The following is a 19320-nucleotide window of genomic DNA, read 5'->3' on the forward strand; positions in this document are numbered from 1 at the left end:
TCGCTTCGGGCCGTGCGTCACTAGCCGCCGAAGCGCGACATCGAGAACGGATCGAGTTCGGGCACAGCCTCGCCGTGAATGGCCTTCGCCAGCAGACGCCCGGTAGTCGCGGAACCCGTCAGCCCGAGATGCCCGTGACCGCAAGCAAGCCATAGCCCGGCGTGACGCGGCACCGCGCCGAGCACGGGCATGGAGTCCGGCATGCAGGGCCGGTGGCCCATCCAGGTGCTCGATCCACCGAGCAGATCGAGCGCGGGCAAGCCTTCCTTCGCATGCCGCGCCAGCAACGCCGCGCGGCGCGGATTCGCTTGCCGCACCAGTCCGCCGAATTCCACCGTGCCCGCGATGCGCAAGCCGGTGTCCATCGGCGTGATGAAGACCTTGCGGTCGGTCAGCACAACGGTGCGGGACAGGCGCGTGCCGCTCTCCGGCACGTGGACGTGATAACCGCGTTGCGATTCCAGCGGCACACGCACGCCGAGCGGCGCGAGCAAATGCGTGGACCAGGCGCCCGCGGCCACAATCACGTCGCGCGCGAACAAGGTCGAATCGTCCGCGAGGGTCAGCGCCCAGCCTTGCGCCTCCGGACGCAATGCCTTCACTTCCGCGCGCCTGAAGCTCACGCCCGCCTGCATGACGGCGCGCGCAATCGCAAGCGCATAGCCGTGTGGATTGAGCACCGAGTGATCGTTCTCGACGAACAGGCCCAGCGTGTAGTCCCGTGAGACGTCGGGCTCCATGTCCTGAATCGCGCCGCCCGACAAACGCGTGAGCTTCGCGCCATGTTCGGTCTTGAGCGCCCAGCCAAGCGCGTCCTTGGCCAGTTGCGCATCCGAGCGGTAAAGATGCAGTTGTCCCGTCGTCCGCAGGCCGGCCGCGTAACCGGCCTCTTCCGCGAGTTCACGGTGATCCGCTTCGGCACTGTCGAAGAAAGCGCTCAGCGAGCTCGCGATCTCGCGCACGCGGTTCTCGCCCGCCGATCGCACGAAACGCCAGAGCCAGCCCGCTGCATGCGGCAAGTAGGACGGCGGCAGATAGAGCGGGCCGTCCTCGTCGCGCAGCATCGACATGGCGTTCTTCAACACGCCCGGCATCGCCAGCGGTGCGACGGAATGGTAAGAGAGCGCGCCCGCATTGCCCATGGAACATTGCGATGCAGGCTCGGCGCGATCGATCAGCGTGACGCTGCGGCCCAGTTTGCGCACGTGATGCGCGACCGCCAGGCCGACGATGCCTGCGCCGATGACGGCGACGTCAGTGGAAACCGAAGAGGAAGGCGTGCTGTGCATCGAAGAGAGAAAGGTGAACGCGTCGATCAGGACTCTAGCATCGACGCGTCACCGCTACCGCTCCGACTTACTGCACGCCCTTCATGGCCGCCAGATCCTGCGCCATCTTCAGGTGCTTCTGGATGGTGGGCAGCGCCTTCTGAGCGGCCTTCCTGAGATCGGCATTCTGGCCTTCCTGCGCTTCCTTCTGGAACGCGGCAACCGCCTTCTCATGTCCTTCCACGCCGACCTTCTGGATATACATCTTGTCGAACTCCTTGCCCTTCAGCGGCTTGAGGGCATCGATCACCGAGGTATCCGAGTTGTCCTTCGGCACCGCGACACCATGCGGCGCGGCCATCTTGAGCTGCAACGTCAGCTTCGTATGGTCGATCATCATGTGATGCGCGAAGTTCTTCACGTCCTTGTCCTGCGACTGGCTTGTCGCGAGCTTGGCGGTATCGATCTCCGTGGAGCTGGATTGGGTGGCGGCCTGGACGAACGCCTTGTCGACTTCAGGCAGATCGTTGGCCTGCGTGGTGCTCGCGGCCTGCGTTTGCGCCATGGCGGCAAGCGGCGTCATGCCGATCAGCGCGGAAGCACACAGGGACATCAGGGCGGGGCTGGCTTTCATGAGAGTCTCCTCGGTTGACATTCACATGGGTCCTGATGCGACAGCAATGCGAATGCCACGTCGCCTGTGCCCTGCCTGCTTCCATTGCTCTTGGTAACCGGCGAAAAAAAGCCCGCTGAAACACCGCGGGCCAAGCCATCAACAACGTCACGTCCCGGAGCGGGGACAAACACTGTCGAGCAACGTACGGACCTGCCCGCGTTAAAACAGCCGCGACAGGAACGGCAGCAGCACCGGCACGACGAACGCCGTCAGGATGCCGTTCAGCCCCATGCCGAGTCCCGCAAACGCGCCCATCTCCTCGCTGACCTGAAAGGCGCGCGCCGTGCCGATCCCATGCGACGCCACGCCCAGCGCAAAGCCGCGCGCCTCGACCTCGGTCACGCGCAGCAGGTTGAGCAGACCCCGCGCAATCACCGCGCCGAACACGCCCGTCGTGATGACCAGCACTGCCGTCAACGACGGCACGCCGCCGATTTCCTTCGCCACCGCCATCGCGATGGGCGTCGTCGCGGACTTGGGCGCCAGCGAGGCGATCGACTGATGCGATGCGCCGAGCAGCTTCGCCACGGCCACCGCCGAGACGATCGCCGTCAAGGAACCCGCGACGAGACTGACGACGATGGGTATCGCCAGCCGCTTCAGATTCGGCAGCTGGCGATAGAGCGGCAGCGCCAGCGCGACGGTCGCGGGTCCGAGCAGGAAGTGCACGAACTGCGCGCCGTCGAAGTAGGTGTCGTAGGGCGTCGCGCTCGTCTTCAGCACGACGACGACGATCGCCACGGCAATCAGCACCGGATTGGCGAGCGGATTGAAGCGGCAAGTGGCATAGAGGCGCTGCGCGATCAGATAGGCGAGCAGCGTGATGGTGAGTCCCAGCAGCGGCGTGGCCGCGAGGTAGACCCAGATTGCGCCGAAGCGGGGAGCCGGGATCATGCGCGGCCTCCGGTCGGATCGGACAAGCGGCGTTGACGCCGCAGCATCGCGCGCATGACGAGCGCGGTGACGGTGATGGCCAGCGCCGTGCTGATGGCGACGGAGAGCGCGACGGCCAGCACGTCGCCGCGCAACGCGCTCGCCGACACCATGATGCCGACGCCCGCCGGCACGAACAGCAGCGACAGATGCCGGAGCAGTTCAAGCGCGGTGCCTTCGAGTGCGGCGGCTTGCGCGGGACGCAGCGTCATCCAGGCAAGCAACAGAAGCATGCCGACGACGGGACCGGGAACGGGAATGCTGAAGAGGTAGGAAAGCCCTTCTCCGAGACACTGGAAGACGAGCAGAGTGGCGATGGCGGCAAGCATGATGGGGGCCTCGGGCGTGGGATAGGTCGTGACACCTGTCCCGCGCTCGGCGCAAGCACGGCATGCATGGCATGCACGGCAACATGCACGCGGCAGCCGCACCGGCCGAATGCGGGGCGATCATTCTACTGCCGCTGCCGCCCCCATCGCTGCGCTGACTTCGTTGATCAGCCGCGCGCTTCCGTGCCCTTCAACTCGTCATGCTTGTGCGAATGAGTCGCCCCGTACTTCAGTTCGAAATGCGCGCCTTTGCCACTGCGCGTCGGCGGGAAGTGCTCGCCTTCGACACAGGTGACTTCGAACGTATTCTTGCCGTCATCGTGGACCACGGAATAGATTCCCGAGACCTTCACGATTTCGCCCGGCTTGTAAGCGGTATCTCCGGCCATATCGACCTCCATGAAATTGACGTAGCTCTTGCACAGCAAGCCGCATACCGCTGGACTCGACCGTTTCAAGCTTCCGCCCCTTGCACCAGCTCGATGAACTGCTTCAGGCAGGGATTGCGATTTGCGCGCGACCACACGAGCACCTGCTCGACGCACGGCGCATCGACGAGTTCGCGGAACACGACGCCGGCCAGCCTCGCCTTGCTCATCGACCGCGGCACGAGCGCCACGCCCGCTTCCTCGTTGACGAGGCTCAGCACGGTCTGCTGCAACTGCACCTCGAAGCCGACGACCGGTTCAAAACCGCCCGAGCGGCAATGCTGGTCGATGACGGCCCTGAACTTGGGCGCCACTTCTTCCATGGCGAGCACGAAGGTTTCTTCCGCAAGTTGCGCGATCCTGATGCGCCGCTGTTTCGCCAGCCGATGCCCGCGCGGCAGCGCCACGCACAACGGCTCCGAGAAGATGGTCTCGGTCGTGAGGCTCTTGTCGAAGATGCCGGGAAACATGATGGCCGCGTCCAGGCTGCCGTCGACGACCCGCTGCGACAGATCGTTCGAGACGACCTCGCGAAGACTCACATCGACATCGGGACAGGCCGCGCTGAAGCGCCGCGCATAACCGGGCACCACGCTGTAGGCGGCGCACATCGTGAAGCCCAGCGACAACGCGCCCGCCGTGCCCGCCGCCGCCGCCCGGCAGTTCGTCTGCGCCTGCTCCAGCGCGGCTAGCACGGCTTTCGCATCGATATGGAAGCGCTCGCCGGCGGCCGTCAGCGTCACGCCACGCGGCCCGCGTTCGATCAGCTTCACGCCCAGTTCCTTTTCGAGCGCGATCAACTGCCGGCTGAGCGGCGGCTGCGACAGATGCAGCCGCGCCGCTGCGCGCCCGAAATGCCGCGTCTCGGCGAGAACCACGAAGTAGCGCAAGCGCTTGAAATCGATCATCGATGCAAAAAAGGTTTCGAAAGGGGTCGAAGACGGTATTGGATTGTATCTCCCCTAGGGATTACCCTTGCTCCGTTCTTTCTTTCTCGATAACTGCATCATGCTTTCGACGCTTGGGATCCTGCTTCCCGTCTTCGCGCTCATCCTGGCGGGTTTTGTCTGCCGCAGGCGCGGCGTGCTCGGGCCCACGGCCGCCTCCGAACTCAACCGCTTCGTGGTCTGGCTGGCCTTGCCGGCATTGCTCTTCAACACGATGGCACATGCCACGTGGAAACAGCTCGATCAGCCCGCGTTCATCGCCGTCTTCAGCATCGCCGGCGGCGTGACCTTCCTGCTGATCCTCGCCTACCGGATGATCAACGGCCTGCACCTCGCGGACGCGAGCATCGACGCCATCGCGGGCGCTTATCCGAATACCGGTTACGTGGGCTTTCCGCTGTGCCTCATGGCATTCGGCCCGGAGAGTCTCACGCCGACCACCATCGCCACGATCCTGATTGCATGCGTGCTGTTCGCCGTCGCGATCGTGTTGATTGAACTGAGCCTGCAAGCCGAGCGGCGGCCGCACAAACTCGCGAGCAAGGTGCTGGTCTCGCTGGGCAGGAATCCGTTGATCGTCTCGCCGCTGGCCGGCGTGTTGTTCTCGGCTGCGCATGTTGCGCTGCCCGATAGCGTGGTCGCGTTCCTCAAACTCCTGAGCGGCGCCGCAAGTCCGTGTGCGCTGGTCAGCCTGGGTCTGTTTCTCGCCGAGCGCAGGGCCGCGGTTGCTACACAACGGAGTGCGCTTCTGCTCACGGGCACCAAGCTGCTCCTGCAACCCGCGCTTGCATGGTGGCTCGCCGCGCGAGTCTTCTCGATGCCGACGCCGATGGTCAACATGACGCTCGTGCTCGCCGCATTGCCCACGGGCACCGGGCCATTCATGCTCGCGGAGTTCTATCGACGGGAAGCGCAGGTGACGTCACGTACGATCCTGTTCACCACGCTTGCCTCGCTCGTGACGCTTTCGGTCATTCTCGTGTACGTCCGGTCGGGCGCTTAGCGCGCCGAGGCGTCATCGTCACTCGTGAATAAACCCGAAACGGAAGTGGAACGACACTTGCAGCACCGCAGGCTCCATCACCCCTCTCTCCACATCCGTCATGAACGACTTCAACAACACCGCCCGCTTCGAAGCGAAAACCGTCATCGTGACGGGCGCAGGCTCGGGTATCGGCGAAGGCACGGCGCGGCGCTTTGCAAGCGAAGGCGCTTCGGTGGTGCTGGCCGGCCGCACACGCGAGAAGCTTGACCGCCTCGCGCGCGATCTCGATCCGGCACGCACGCTCGTGCACACATTCGACGCCTCGAAGCCCGACGACGCAAAGCAATTGATCGACGCGGCCATCGACCGCTTTGGCCGCATCGACGTCCTCGTCAACAACGCGGGCGTGGCGCCGACAGGGCGCATCGACGAAGCCTCGCTCGACGACTGGCGCGCGGTCATGTCCACCGATCTCGACGGCGTGTTCTATTGCTGCCGTGCCGCGATCCGGCATCTGATCGATTCGCGGGGCTGCATCGTGAATGTGTCGTCGGTATCGGGACTGGGAGGCGACTGGGGCATGAGTTTCTACAACGCGGCCAAGGGCGCCGTGACCAACTTCACGCGCGCCCTCGCCATGGATCATGGCCGCGATGGCGTGCGCGTGAACGCGGTCTGCCCTAGCCTGACCGCGACCGATCTGACGCAAGACATGCTCGGCAATGAAAAGCTGATGGCGAAGTTCGAAGAGCGCATTCCGCTCGGCCGCGTGGCGACGCCTGAAGATATCGCGGCCGTCATCGCCTTTCTCGCAAGCGACGACGCGCGCTTCGTTACCGGCGTGAATTTGCCGGTGGATGGCGGGCTCAGCGCCTCGAACGGACAGCCGCCGCAGGCGTGATGCTTCTAGAAGCCGTGCAGGTGCCGGATGTCCTCGAATGCCTGTTTGACGGCCGCATCTGTCTCGGGTGAGTGAGGCTGCCAGTCCCATCCTGTTGCTTTGGGCTCCTGGCATCCGCGCGGCGTCAGGAAGACGACGAGGTCCGGCGTATAACCCTGTTTATCCGGTAGGAGCTCGTTGATCTGTTTGACGAAAAGATCAGGTGCAATGGGTGGCAAAGGCATGAAAGCTGAAAGGAAAGTTACGCGCCGACTTCCACCGGCAATGCGCGCTTGTGACGCGTTGCCAGGTAGAAGCGGCGGATCGTCGTCAGGATTGCTTCATTGACTTCCCTGCCCTCCAGGAAGTCATCGATGTTTTCGTAGGTGATGCCGTAGCTGTCCTCGTCCGGACGCTGCGGCGTGAGCGTTTCGAGATCGGCCGTCGGCACCTTCATGGCGAGTTGCGTCGAAGCGCCCATCGACATCGCCAGCGCGCGCACGCGACGCTTCGTCAGGCCCGAAAGCGGCAGCACATCCGCGCCGCCATCGCCGAACTTGGTGAAGAAGCCCATCAGCGATTCAGCGGCGTGATCCGTGCCGATCACCACGCCGGCTCGCGCGCCCGCTATCGCGTATTGCGCGATCATGCGCTGGCGCGCCTTGATGTTGCCGAGCACGAAGTCCTTCTGGAAGTCATCGGCATACTGCGCGCCGCCCAGTTCGAGCGCCGCGAGCATCTCATCCGATGCGCCCTTGACGTTGACTTCGAGCGTCTCGTCGGGCTGTATGAATTCGAGCGCGCGCCGGGCGTCGTCTTCATCGCGCTGCACGCCATACGGCAGCCGGACCGCGACGAAGCGTGCTTCATACGCTTGCGCGCGCAGACGTTCGACGGCCAGTTGCGCGAGCCGCCCCGCCGTCGATGAATCCACCCCGCCGCTGATGCCCAGCACATAGGTCCGCAATCCGTGCGACATCAGGTAATCGCACAGGAAGCCGATGCGGCGCTCGCGTTCGCTGTCGACAGCGAAGCTTGCCGCCACGTTCAACTCGCGGATCACCTGCGCTTGCCACGCTCGCCCGTCTTCGCTCATGCTTCCTCCCTGATCGCTTCGACTACGATGACGGTCGCGCCGTGGAGCGCCGCAGCCTCGCAATATGCCGGCTCAGCTCAGCCAGCGAAAACGGCTTGCGCAGCACTTCCGCGTTCGCCACGCCATCCAGCGCCGCCGTATCCGAATAGCCGGTCACCATGACGACGGGCAAGCCGGGCCGGATTTTCTGCGCAGCGCGTGCCACCTCCGCGCCGTTCATCGCGGGCATGGCGTAATCGACGACCAGTACGTTCGGGAAGTCCTCGCCGATCATCGCAAGCCCTTCGGTGCCGCTGCGCGCATCGCGTACTTCGAATGCGTCCATCTCGAGGCCGGCGACCAGCGATTCGCGCACGTTGTCGTCGTCATCGATGATGAGGACAGACGTCCCTTCCGCGCCCGCTGCGTCCCCCGCGGTCCCGTCCGCTACGGGCAGGGTCCCGGCCGGCTCTTCTCTTTCCGATCCGGCGACGGGCAGAAGAATCGAAAAGGACGCGCCCTTGCCGAACTCGCTGTCCACCTTGACCGTGCCGCCGCACTGGTGAGCGATCCCCCAGACCTGCGCGAGCCCGAGCCCGGTGCCCTTGCCCACCGGCTTGGTGGTGAAGAACGGATCGAAGATACGTTGCCGCGCTTCTTCGCTGATGCCCGTGCCCGTATCCGACACCTTGATCTCGACATACTCGCCAGAAGGCAGGTCCGCGTCCGGCTCGTCCAGCATGCGTGTAGACGTGGACAGCGTGATGACGCCGCCGCCCGGCATGGCGTCGCGTGCGTTGTTCACGAGATTCAGTATGGCAAGTTCGATCTGGTTCGAATCCGCAATCACGAAGTGCGACTCCGCCGCGAAATGCGCTTCGATCGTATGCGACACACCGAGTGAGTGACGCGCCAGGTCCATGAGGTCGCGCATGCGTGCGTCGATGTCCACCGGCTGCAGGACCAGCTTCTGGATGCGCGAGAACGCAAGCAGCTGGCCGGATAGCTTCGAGCCGCGCTCCGTCACGCGCAGCGCATTGTTCAACAGCGGCAGGACGGCGTGATCGCTGTCCAGCTTCCGGCGCGCGAGTTCGAGATTGGCGACCAGCGCCATCAGCAGGTTATTGAAGTCATGCGCGATGCCCCCCGTCAGCCGGCCGACCGCTTCCATCTTTTGCGCGTGCGCCAGCGCCTCTTCCGCGCGCGTGCGCTCCTGCACCTCTTCCGTCAGCCTGCGATTCGTCTCGCGCAGTTCATGCGTACGGGCTGCAACTTGCCGTTCGAGCTCGGCATGACTGCGCGCCAGCCGCCCTTCGGCTGCGCTCAGACGCTCGTTCATCGTCGCCGCCGCGCGCAGTTCGTCGCGAATCTGGAACTGTCGCTCGCGGCCGGAGAGCGCGGCCTCGACGGCACTCGTCAACGCAAGTGAACTCGCGGGCCGCTCGATATAGACGAGGTTGGTCATGCGCGCCGGCAGCCGCCCCGCCAGACGGCGATGATGCGCGTGCTCGAAGCGGCTGCGCTGCGTCAGGATGATGAACGGCACGTCGGACCATGACGGCTGCGCGTCGAGCTTGTTCGCCAGCACGGAAAGGTCCGCGCCGGACAGCGACTCGTCGGTGAGCAGCACGCCGCCCACGTAGGGATCGATAGCCTCGACGAACGCGTCGAAGCTGTGCACGGTCGTCGTGGCGATTGCACGCTTGCGCAGCAGCATTTCGGCTGTCTGCGCGTCGCGTCCGAAGCGCGCGAAGATGACGATAAGGCGCGAGAATGCCTTCATTCCAAGGGAACGCCGTTCTCGCCGCCAAACTGGACCGAATCGCGCTGCTTGCCGAGTCCCGCCGCACCGCCCATGTAGGTGGGCGTGCCGCTCAGCACGCCGTTGAAGCGCGTCAGCGGTTCACTCAACTCCAGCCCGCGCGAGCTGATGACCAGTTCGCGAATCGTACTCTCGTGCAGACTGCCGCGATTCTTGAGCACCGAGAGCGCCTTGCGCACACGCCCTTCGGCTTCAAAGAAACGCAGCAGGATGACGGCGTCGGCGATATAGCTGATGTTCAGCGAGCCCGAATGCATGTTCCCGATCAAACCCTGATGCGGATTGACGAGGAAGGTCGCGACGCCCTGCTGGTTCAGGAATGACAGCAACTCGTGTAGTTGCAGGATGAGCTGTTTTTCCTGCGGCATCGCGGCCACATAGCCGTTCAGGCTGTCGATGATGATGAGCCGCGCATCGTTGTGGGTGACTTCCGAACGCACGAGGCTCGTGAACTCGCCGGGCGAGATCTCGGACGGGTCAACCTGCCTGATTTCCAGCAGACCGGCATCGATGTGCGGTTGCAAGTCGATTCCGATGCCCCTCGAACGCACGAGCAGCGTGCCGATACGTTCGTCGAATTCGTAGATGACGCAGCGCTCGCCGCGTGCGCACGCCTGCGCCGCATATTTCAGGGACAGCGTAGTCTTGCCGGTACCGGCGGGGCCCGTGATCAGCGTGCTTGTGCCACGCAGCGGGCCGCCGCCGAGCAATGCATCGAGCGCCGCCGAGCCGCTCGGCAGGACGTCCCCGACGAATTCGGCGTGATGTTCCAGCGCAACCAGGCGCGGAAAAATTTGCAGACCGCCCTCGCGGATCGCGAAATCGTGAAAACCTTCCCGAAACGCGCTTCCCCGAAGCTTCTGCACTTGCAGGCGCCGCCGCGCGACGCCGAAGTCGAGCGTGAGGCGCTCCAGCGTCAGCACGCCATGACAGAGGCTGTGCAGATCGACGTCATGCATGCCGCGCGCGCTCATGTCGTCCATCAGCAGGACGGTGGCGGCGTTGTTGTTGAAGAAGTGCTTGAGCGACAGCAACTGGCGCCGAAAGCGCAGCGGGTCCTGCGCGAGCAGGCGCAATTCCGACAAGCTGTCGAACACGATGCGCGACGGCTTGACGCGCTCGACGTGTTCCGTGATATGGCGGATCACCTCGCCGAGTTCGATCTCCCACGAATGCAGGAGGCTCTGGTCGCCGTCGATGCCGAGCTTCAATTCGGCTTCTTCCATCTCGAAGACGGTGATGCCGTCCATCGACCAGCCGTGCGCGTTCGCCACTTCATCCAGCTCCTGAGAAGTTTCCGAGAGCGTGATGAAGAGCACGGTCTCCCCGGCGGCCACGCCGTCCAGCAGGAACTGCAGACCCAGCGTGGTCTTCCCCGAGCCCGGCGCGCCTTCGATCAGATAGAGCCTGCTGGCGGGCCAGCCGCCGTTCAGGATGTCATCGAGGGCCGTGAGGCCGGAAGAAATGCGGGGAGGTTTCGGGTCTGTCATGGATTCGAAGCGATAGCTTTGTCGATCGATGGTATCTGTTTCGCCCTGAGTGGCATCCTCAGGTCATCGGGGCGCGATATTCAAAGTGTAACGTGTACTTCTTTCCAAGTGCACGTCCGATCGAATCGGTCAGCGGAGTGTGCCCGGCGTGACCGATGTCATATGCATGGTCGCTCGATCCGTGGGCACAACCGTTGCTCGACTGATCATGCAACCGAGCATCGATCACTCAAGGCTCGGCTCATCTTCGTTGAACAGCGGCTCGCCGCATCACGCCAGCGCACGTCCGTCGCGCTGAGACTCGGAAAGCAAGACTGCAAGTGACGCCATGGCGCTCCTCTCGGTCAATTTTTCGAGCACCCACTTTTCATCTTCGACATTTGCGCAGTCCGCGCAAGGACTGCGCTCGTCCCTACGATAAGGAGCTTCCGCCATGTTCGTGCACAACAAGCGTTTGCAATATACCGTTCGCGTTGCTTCCCCGAATCCGGGGCTGGCCAATCTGCTGCTCGAGCAGTTCGGCGGGCCGCAAGGCGAACTCGCCGCCGCTTGCCGCTATTTCACCCAGGCCGTGGCCGAGGACGATCCGGGCCGCAAGGACCTGCTCTTCGATATCGCCACTGAAGAACTCAGTCACCTCGAAATCATCGGTTCAATTGTCGCCATGCTGAACAAGGGCGCCAAGGGCCAGCTGGCCGAGGGCGTTGAATCCGAGGCAGAGATGTATCGCTCGCTGACCGGCGCGGGCAATGACTCGCATATCACGTCGATTCTCTATGGCGGCGGCGCGCCGCTGACGAATTCGGCGGGCGTGCCCTGGACCTCGGCCTATATCGACACCATCGGCGAGCCGACCGCCGACCTGCGTTCGAACATCGCCGCCGAAGCGCGCGCGAAGATCGTCTATGAACGCCTCATCAACGTGACTGACGACCCCGGCATCAAGGAAGCGCTGGGCTTCCTGATGACGCGTGAGATCGCGCACCAGAAGTCCTTCGAGAAGGCGCTGCATTCCATTCAACCGAACTTCCCGCAAGGCAAGTTGCCCGGCAATCCAGAGTTCACGAGCGTCTACTACAACATGTCCAAGGGCGAAGACATGCGCGGTCCGTGGAACGAAGGCGGCGACTGGCGCTTCATCGAAGACCCGCAGCCGGCCGTGGATGGCGGCGATGGACTGGCGACCGTGAATGTCTCGGAGCAGGATGTGGAGACGCTTCAGGCCATGGCGTCGCGCACGGCGTCGGACCCGGCGGCGGATCCGACCACGGGTGCGGATCTCGGTGCGGGCAAGGCCAACCAGGTGTAAGAGTGCGCCTCGGAGGCGGGTGCCGCCTCCGAGGCATTGCTTCGACGACCTTATTCAGGAGTAGCCATGCTGTCACCTACGCTCAACCCGCCGAGCCTTGACTTTTACCGCGCCAACGTCGAGACCTGTCTGCGCTTGTCGCTGACAATGAACGACGCGCTGAGGCAGTTCAGCGAACTCAACCGGAAGACGATCGACACGGCACTCGCCGGAGAAGCTGATCAACCTGCGTTGTTTGCCCGCTGGCCGAGCTATGCGCTGAATTACGCGACGGAAGCAATGGAGACGTTGCATGCCACCGCGGCAGACGTCATGGCGACGCTCGTTACCCCTCGCGGCACCGACCACGCCCGAATCGTCTACGACGTCAGTGATACCGCCGACGCGCCGCGCCCGAATGTGATTCTCGATACGGAAGGCGAAGTGGTGAAGCGCCTGACGCCTTGAGGGGCGCCGTCTTCTTTACACAGCCACGAAGGAGCGACCATGAACAACGAACCTTCCGATCCCGTCGAACGGGCCGACCAGCGGCGCGAGGAACTCGGCGCCGGCGATGTCGATGAAAAGCCCGACGGAACCATACGGCAGCGCGAACACGGCAACATGGACGCGAGCCTGGTTCCAAAGGGCAAGGATCATCCGGAAGAAGGCGCCTATACGCCCGAGCACGATCACAAGGATCCGGATCTCGAACCCGATCCTGCACAGTCTTCTCATCCACAGCAAGGCGCCAGGAGGTAGACATGAAAGCACTCGTCTGGCATGGCAAGAAAGACATTCGCTACGACACGGTTCCCGATCCGGAGATCGAAGACGGGCGCGACGCCATCATCAAGGTCTCGACCTGTGCCATCTGCGGCTCGGACCTTCATCTCTTCGACGGCTTCATGCCCGGTATGAAACACGGCGACGTCATGGGCCACGAGTTTATGGGAGAAGTGGTCGAAGTGGGCCACGACAACACGGCTTTGAGGATTGGCGAGCGGATCGTCGTGCCGTTCACCATCACGTGCGGCGAGTGCGATCAATGCAAGCGCGGCAATTTTTCCGTGTGCGAGCGTTCCAATCGCAACAAGGACACGGCGGAGAAGTTATTTGGCCACACGACTGCCGGCCTGTTCGGCTACACCCATTTAACGGGCGGTTATGCCGGGGGTCAAGCGGAGTACGTGCGCATTCCCTTTGCGGACAAGACGCACATCAAGATTCCGGACGCACTCACCGACGAGCAAGTGCTCTTTCTCGGCGACATCTTTCCGACCGGCTGGCAGGCGGCGGTGAACTGCGAGATCGAGCCGACTGATACGGTCGCGATATGGGGCGCGGGCCCCGTCGGACAGATGGCGGTGCGCAGCGCTGTGCTGCTGGGCGCGAAGCAGGTGGTGGTCATCGACCAGGTTCCCGAGCGCCTGGCCATGGCGCAGGCAGCGGGTGCAATTCCCATCAACTTCAAGGAAGAAAGCGTGCTCGACCGGTTGCGCGACCTCACCCAAGGCAAGGGACCGGAAAAATGCATCGATGCGGTCGGCATGGAATCGCACGCAACGCGCTCGTTCGATGGCATCTACGACCGCGTCAAGCAAGCCGTCATGCTCGAAAGCGACCGGCCGCATGTGCTGCGTGAGATGATCTACGTTTGCCGGCCGGCGGGTGTGTTGTCCGTTCCCGGCGTTTATGGCGGACTGATCGACAAGATCCCTTTTGGCGCTGCAATGAACAAGGGGTTGACCTGGCGCATGGGCCAGACGCATGTCAATCGCTGGAGCGAAGACTTGTTGAAGCGTATCGAGGAAGGTCAGATCGATCCGTCGTTCGTGATCACGCACCGCATGAAGCTCGAGGACGGACCGCAGATGTATGAGACTTTCAGGGACAAGGAGGATGGCTGCATCAAGGTGGTGCTGACGCCTTGAACGTTTGGAGGTAATTACCGCGCCATCAGCAAGGATGGCGCGGTTGCATCGCAAATTACAACACGATCTCGCCGTCTTCCTCGCCGAGCCAGTAATGCACGCGCTCGGCGCTCACCTTGATCAGCACGATACCCGGCGTTGCAAAGCCATCCGAGAACCACTTCGCGATGTCTTCGTTCCAGTGCTCCTTCATCGCGGGCTTCTCGCGGATCAGTTCGGCGTTGCCTTCAACGGCCACGAACAACTGCGGCTTCCCGCCCGCGCCCGTCGCGCCCGTGAACGACAGCCCAACCTTCGCGTCCGCCTTGATCTCCTTCACCATGTGCGTCTCTTCCGACGTGAAGTAGTAGCTGTCGCCGTCGAAGCGGACATCGCGGTTGTTGCTCATCGGCCGGACGGCGATGTTGCCATTCAGCGCGCGCGTGGAGAGCATCGCGAAGTCGATGTCCGCCATCTTCTCGGCGACTTGTTCGAGGGTCAATGTAGTCATGGCTCATGCTCCTGATAGTGGTTGTCAGAGGGTCATGAGCCGGACTCACGCAACCGGCATGCCACGCGTCAGTCAGAACTACGACAGCTTGAACTCGCTCACGGCCATCGCCAGTTCCATCGCCTGCGTCTGCAAGGCCGAAGCCGCCGCCGCCGATTGCTCGACGAGCGCCGCATTCTGCTGGACCATCTGATCGAGCTGGGACACGGCCTTGTTCACTTCCTGGATGCCGCGGGTCTGCTCGTTCGCCGCATCCGTTATCTCTGCCATGATGGTCGAGACATTCGCCACACTGCCGACAATCTCGTTCATCGTCTCGCCCGCGCTGCGAACCTGGGTCGAACCGGACGCCACGGCATCGACCGTCGACGTCACGAGGCTCTTGATCTCCTTCGCCGCCTGAGCGCTGCGCGCAGCAAGCCCGCGCACTTCCGACGCCACCACCGCAAAGCCGCGTCCCTGTTCGCCAGCACGCGCCGCTTCAACGGCCGCGTTCAACGCAAGGATGTTGGTCTGGAAGGCAATGGCATCGATGACACCGATGATGGAGCCGATCTGGTTCGACGAATCCTCGATCTCGGTCATCATGGTGATCGCCTCGCCGACCACCTGACCGCCCGCCGACGCCGTCGCCGCCGCCGATGCTGCCGTCACGTTGGCCTGATTGGCGGCCTTGGTGGAGTGCGCAATGGTCGAGCTGATTTCCTCCACCGACGCCGCCGTCTGCTGCAAGCTCGCCGCCGCCGATTCCGTGCGGCCCGACAAGTCCTGATTGCCCGCCGCGATCTCGCTCGATGCAAGCCGCACCGATTCGCTCGAATCCCGCACGCGCGTCATCACGTCATGCAGCTTCTTGATGAAGGTGTTGAAGGCACGCGCGATCTGCGCGACTTCGTCGTTGCCGTCGGCGGGCAGCCGTTGCGTGAGGTCGCCCGTGCCCGAGCCGATGGAATCCATCGCGTCGCGAATCGACGAGAGCCGCTTGAGCGCAATCGACGTCACCAGTCCGACAATCAGCGCGCCGAGCGCAATGATCACGAACAGCGCGATGGCAGACGTGACGATCATCGAGCGCATGCCGGCAGTGGCTTCGGCCTTGTCGAGCGCGATGATCAGGGTCCAGTCCGTGCCGGGCACCGCGCGCGCATGAGCGAGCACGTCCTGCGTGCCGGCGTGGGTATCGAGCGGCTCGGCTGCGCCGATCAGGTTCTTCAACGCCGTGCCCGACAGGTCCGGGAACAGGTCCGTGAGCGGCTTGCCGGTCAGCTTGCGGTCCGCGTGCGCGACGATCGAACCCTTGCCGTCCACGAGCACGGCAAAGCTGGCGGGCGTCGGGTGCACGGAGAGCACGTTGTCGATGACCGAGTCCATCGCGACCGCGCCCGAGACCACGCCCGCGAGCTTGCCGTCACGCTTCAGCGCCTGCGTGAACGCGACGATCAGCTTGCCCGTCGATACATCCATGTACGGCGCCGTGACTACCGGGCCACCTGCGCTGACCGCCGCCGTGTACCAGGGGCGCGTGCGCGGATCATAGTCGGGCGGGAGCTTGGTGGGTTCGGAGAAGAGCGAAGTCTTGTCCTCGTAGCCGGCGAGCACGTTGACGAAATTGCCCGCCGCTGCAATCTGCTTGAAGAGCGGCACCGGGTCCGGCGAGAGCGCCGCATCTTGGATCGACACGATCATCTGCTTCTTCGACGCAATCCATTCGCCGATCCCGCTGACATGGCCGCTCGCCACGGCGGACAGGTTCTCGCTGATCGTCTTGTTGTTATAGGAACGCGCGACCGTATAGCTGAGCGCGGCGTTGGCAATGAGCGCGATCACCAGCACAGCAATGCTGGCCGTGACGACGCGCGAACGAATGGTCGAAAACATGTATCCCCTTAAGTGCCTGCTGAAAAGTTATTTTCAGACATTACGGCCCTGTCAGGAGAAACTTGAGACGCGAGCGGCAGAGTTTTAGCGGAATGTTCTAAACGGCGTCGCTGGCGGCCATTGCACCAAACTGGAGCGCTGCAAGCTGGGCGTACAAGGGCGAGTCGCGCAACAGTTCCGAGTGACGTCCTTGCGCGACGATCCGCCCATGCTCCATCACCACGATGCGGTCGGCCTGCTGCACAGTGGCGAGCCGGTGCGCGATGACCAGCGTCGTGCGGTTCTGCGCGGCGTTATCGAGTGCGGTTTGCACGAGCCGCTCGCTGGCGGCGTCGAGGGCGCTGGTGGCCTCGTCGAGCAGCAGGATGGGCGGATTGCGAAGAATGGCGCGTGCAATGGCAATGCGCTGCCGCTGCCCGCCCGAGAGCCGCACGCCGCGCTCGCCGAGGAAGGTGTCATAGCCTTCCGGAAGCTGCTCGATGAAGTCCGCCGCAGCCGCCATGTCCGCCGCGCGGCGCACCTGCTCGGACGATGCATCGGGCATGCCGTAGCGGATATTGGCGAGCACGCTGCCTGAGAAGATCACCGAGTCCTGCAGCACGACGCCGATCAACTGCCGCAACGTGTCGAGCGACAGATGCCGCGTGGGTACGCCGTTGATCGAGATGGTGCCCGACTGCGGATCGTAGAAGCGCAGCAGCAGCTGGAACAGCGTCGTCTTGCCCGCGCCGGAAGGCCCGACCAGCGCGACGTGTTCACCGGGACGCACCGCGAGCGAGAACGCTGAAAGCGCCTCGATGCCCGGACGCGATGGATACGAGAAGCCCACCTGATCGAAGCGGATGCCCTCGCCTTTGGACGGCATCGGCACGGGCGTGGACGGCTCCGTGACCGGCGAGCGCGCAGCGAGCAGTTGCATGAGCCTGTCGGTGGCGCCGGCGGCGCGCTGGAGATCGCCCCAGACCTCGGCAAGCGCGCCAACGGCGCCCGCCGTGAACACTGCATAGAGAATGAACTGCGACAACTGTCCCGCCGACATCTGTCCCGCCAGCACCGCCTGTGCGCCGAGCCAGAGCACGAACACGATGGCCGCGAAGACGAACACGATGACCACGGCGGTCAGCGCGGCGCGCGCGCGGATGCGGGCCAGCGCGGTCTGAAAGGCCCTTTCCACAGCCGCGCCGAAGCGCTTCGACTCGACCGTCTCCTGCGTGTAGGACTGCACGGTCGGCATCGCGTTGAGCACTTCGCCGGCCAGCGCGCTGGCGTTCGCGACCGTGTCCTGACTGGCGCGCGACAGCCGGCGCACGCGCCGCCCGAAGAACACGATGGGCGCGACGACCACGATCAGCACGGCAATGATGTAACCGGACAGCACCGGGCTCGTCAGCACCAGCATGCCGATGCCGCCCGCCGCCAGCAGCGCGTTGCGCAAGCCGAGCGAGAGACTGGTGCCGACCACGGTCTGGATCAGCGTGGTGTCGGTGGTGAGGCGCGAGAGGACTTCGCCGGTTTGCGTGAACTCGAAGAACTGCGGGCTCATGCGCATGATGTGATCGTAGACCGCGCGGCGCAGGTCGGCGGTCACGCGTTCGCCGAGCCATGACACCCAGTAGAAGCGCAGCGCCGTCGCGCCCGCGAGAATCAGCGAGACGATGAAGAGCGCAATGAAATAACGATCGATATGCGCGCGGCTGCCGCTCGCGAAACCGCGGTCGATCAGATAGCGAAAGGCCATCGGCAAGGCGAGCGTCGCGCCCGCCGAGGTGAGCAGCGCCAGGAACGCGAGCGCCCAGCGCCCGGCATAAGGGCGCAGGAAAGGACCGAGCGCGAAGAGCGGACCCAGACGGCGGGTGGAAGCTTCAGCAGATGACATGAGCGGGAATGAGCGGTGAATGAGCCGATGGTATCAATCTATCGAGTGACGGATTCACAGACCGCTTTCCGGATTGCCGCGCGAAGCGGCGCTCATCTTGTCGCGCAGTTGCTCGCGTTCTTCTGGCGTCATGCGCTGCCAGCGTTGCCAGTGCCGGCCTCCGTGACAACCGCCGCGTCCGCCGCGTGCCCGAAAGCCGCCGAACAGGATGCGGCACAGAACCAGCAGGCCAAGTGCGCGCGGATAGTCGATCATCTGGGCATCGACAAAAAGTCCCGGCACGACCCAGTTATACAGTCGCATGACCACCCAGCCCACTGCCGCGATGAAAAGCACGAACAGCACTGCCTTGGCGAAAAATTTGCGGCGAAACCTCATGTCATCTCTCCTTCCGTTCAAGATTCGAAATCGTCGTGGGACGCCTGCAAGCGGGCACGCAGATGCAGCACCGCATAACGCTTGCGCGCCAGTAGCGTATTGATGCCGATGCCCGTCGCAGCCGCAATGTCCTTGAAGCTGCGGCCGTCGAGTTCATGGGCGATGAAGACATCGCGCTGAGTGGCAGGCAGTTCGTCGAGCGCGGCCTGTAGCGCTGCAAGCAGCGCGGCGCGTGCGTACGCGGCCTCGGGGCCTGCTTCCGGCGAAGGCAGCGCGAGGTCGAGCCGGTAGTCTTCATCGGTCTCGTTGTCGTCGATGGGAAGCGGTGTTTCCTTCTTCTTGCGAAACCGGTCGATGATCCGGTTGCGCGCGACGCGGAACAGCCATGCGCCCATCTGCTCGATCGGATCCGTCAGCCTGTAGGCCTCGACCAGTTCCTCGAACACGTCCTGGAGAATGTCCTCGGCGTCGTCCTGATCGATCACCCGCCGGCGAATGAAGTTGCGCAGCCGCGGCCGCTCACGGGCGACGGCAGCTGCGATTTCACGATCCTGTTCCGGCAGTGGACTCGGGGTGTGCGGCGTTTCCATACCCGTGATGACGTTTCGGGGACGGAGATATTGTGGCGTGCCCGGATTATTTT

At 63.8% G+C, this 19320-nt stretch carries 20 protein-coding genes; 6 read left to right on the plus strand and 14 right to left on the minus strand.

The window, feature by feature from the left end; genetic code table 11:
• Positions 1-20 precede the first annotated feature (20 nt).
• The 6 genes from QCE62_RS20675 to QCE62_RS20700 all read right to left on the minus strand — a co-directional run bounded on the left by QCE62_RS20675 (position 21) and on the right by QCE62_RS20700 (position 4542).
• Positions 21-1289, minus strand: coding sequence for an FAD-dependent oxidoreductase (locus QCE62_RS20675; RefSeq protein ID WP_309922548.1), 1269 nt, complete (start codon positions 1287-1289; stop codon positions 21-23).
• A 67-nt stretch (positions 1290-1356) separates the two neighbouring features.
• Positions 1357-1881, minus strand: coding sequence for a DUF4142 domain-containing protein (locus tag QCE62_RS20680; protein ID WP_409017887.1), 525 nt, complete (start codon positions 1879-1881; stop codon positions 1357-1359).
• 222 nt (positions 1882-2103) lie between these two features.
• Complete coding sequence (locus QCE62_RS20685; protein ID WP_309922554.1) at positions 2104-2838, minus strand: LrgB family protein; 735 nt, start codon at positions 2836-2838, stop codon at positions 2104-2106.
• On the minus strand, positions 2835-3206 hold the full coding sequence (locus QCE62_RS20690; RefSeq protein WP_309922557.1) for a CidA/LrgA family protein: 372 nt from the start codon (positions 3204-3206) through the stop codon (positions 2835-2837). The genes QCE62_RS20685 and QCE62_RS20690 overlap by 4 nt, the downstream gene beginning before the upstream one ends.
• Positions 3207-3373: 167 nt before the next feature.
• On the minus strand, positions 3374-3595 hold the full coding sequence (locus QCE62_RS20695) for a hypothetical protein (RefSeq protein WP_309922560.1): 222 nt from the start codon (positions 3593-3595) through the stop codon (positions 3374-3376).
• Between the two features lie 65 nt (positions 3596-3660).
• Entirely contained in the window at positions 3661-4542 is an 882-nt protein-coding gene (locus QCE62_RS20700) for a LysR family transcriptional regulator (protein ID WP_309922563.1), read from the minus strand.
• 100 nt (positions 4543-4642) lie between these two features.
• Here QCE62_RS20700 and QCE62_RS20705 point away from each other — a divergent pair, with 100 nt between their 5' ends.
• A complete protein-coding gene (locus tag QCE62_RS20705; protein ID WP_309922565.1) occupies positions 4643-5584 on the plus strand; it encodes an AEC family transporter in 942 nt (313 codons plus the stop codon).
• Positions 5585-5684: 100 nt separating this feature from the next.
• On the plus strand, positions 5685-6467 hold the full coding sequence (locus QCE62_RS20710) for an SDR family oxidoreductase (RefSeq protein ID WP_309922568.1): 783 nt from the start codon (positions 5685-5687) through the stop codon (positions 6465-6467).
• 241 nt (positions 6468-6708) lie between these two features.
• On the opposite strand, the gene nadE is transcribed toward QCE62_RS20710, so the two are convergent.
• The 3 genes from nadE to QCE62_RS20725 are packed head-to-tail and all read right to left on the minus strand — an operon-like array spanning position 6709 to position 10833.
• Complete coding sequence (nadE, locus tag QCE62_RS20715) at positions 6709-7542, minus strand: ammonia-dependent NAD(+) synthetase (RefSeq protein WP_309922570.1); 834 nt, start codon at positions 7540-7542, stop codon at positions 6709-6711.
• Between the two features lie 22 nt (positions 7543-7564).
• Positions 7565-9304 (minus strand): ATP-binding protein, encoded by a 1740-nt coding sequence (locus QCE62_RS20720; RefSeq protein WP_309922574.1) that lies wholly within the window; start codon positions 9302-9304, stop codon positions 7565-7567.
• Positions 9301-10833, minus strand: coding sequence for an ATPase domain-containing protein (locus QCE62_RS20725; protein ID WP_309922576.1), 1533 nt, complete (start codon positions 10831-10833; stop codon positions 9301-9303). The genes QCE62_RS20720 and QCE62_RS20725 overlap by 4 nt, the downstream gene beginning before the upstream one ends.
• 433 nt (positions 10834-11266) lie before the next feature.
• Here QCE62_RS20725 and QCE62_RS20730 point away from each other — a divergent pair, with 433 nt between their 5' ends.
• From QCE62_RS20730 to QCE62_RS20745, 4 genes are all read left to right on the plus strand, one after another.
• Positions 11267-12142 (plus strand): manganese catalase family protein, encoded by an 876-nt coding sequence (locus QCE62_RS20730; protein WP_309922578.1) that lies wholly within the window; start codon positions 11267-11269, stop codon positions 12140-12142.
• Positions 12143-12208: 66 nt separating this feature from the next.
• Positions 12209-12589, plus strand: coding sequence for a hypothetical protein (locus tag QCE62_RS20735; RefSeq protein ID WP_309922581.1), 381 nt, complete (start codon positions 12209-12211; stop codon positions 12587-12589).
• Between the two features lie 39 nt (positions 12590-12628).
• Positions 12629-12883: a hypothetical protein gene (locus QCE62_RS20740; protein WP_309922584.1), complete on the plus strand. Its 255-nt coding sequence runs from the start codon at positions 12629-12631 to the stop codon at positions 12881-12883.
• A 2-nt stretch (positions 12884-12885) separates the two neighbouring features.
• On the plus strand, positions 12886-14055 hold the full coding sequence (locus tag QCE62_RS20745; RefSeq protein WP_309922586.1) for a zinc-dependent alcohol dehydrogenase: 1170 nt from the start codon (positions 12886-12888) through the stop codon (positions 14053-14055).
• A gap of 55 nt (positions 14056-14110) precedes the next feature.
• Here the strand turns inward: QCE62_RS20745 and QCE62_RS20750 are convergent, their stop codons facing one another.
• The 5 genes from QCE62_RS20750 to QCE62_RS20770 all read right to left on the minus strand — a co-directional run bounded on the left by QCE62_RS20750 (position 14111) and on the right by QCE62_RS20770 (position 19267).
• Positions 14111-14545, minus strand: coding sequence for a pyridoxamine 5'-phosphate oxidase family protein (locus QCE62_RS20750; RefSeq protein ID WP_309922588.1), 435 nt, complete (start codon positions 14543-14545; stop codon positions 14111-14113).
• 78 nt (positions 14546-14623) lie between these two features.
• Positions 14624-16423, minus strand: a complete 1800-nt coding sequence (locus QCE62_RS20755) for a methyl-accepting chemotaxis protein (protein ID WP_309922591.1) — start codon at positions 16421-16423, stop codon at positions 14624-14626.
• Between the two features lie 97 nt (positions 16424-16520).
• Positions 16521-18299, minus strand: a complete 1779-nt coding sequence (locus tag QCE62_RS20760; protein ID WP_309922594.1) for an ABC transporter transmembrane domain-containing protein — start codon at positions 18297-18299, stop codon at positions 16521-16523.
• 54 nt (positions 18300-18353) lie between these two features.
• Entirely contained in the window at positions 18354-18677 is a 324-nt protein-coding gene (locus QCE62_RS20765; RefSeq protein WP_309922596.1) for a hypothetical protein, read from the minus strand.
• Between the two features lie 17 nt (positions 18678-18694).
• Complete coding sequence (locus tag QCE62_RS20770) at positions 18695-19267, minus strand: sigma-70 family RNA polymerase sigma factor (protein ID WP_309922599.1); 573 nt, start codon at positions 19265-19267, stop codon at positions 18695-18697.
• Between the last annotated feature and the right edge of the window lie 53 nt (positions 19268-19320).

Origin of the sequence: Caballeronia sp. LZ033, assembly GCF_031451265.1 — a bacterium.
Taxonomy (GTDB): Bacteria; Pseudomonadota; Gammaproteobacteria; order Burkholderiales; family Burkholderiaceae; genus Caballeronia.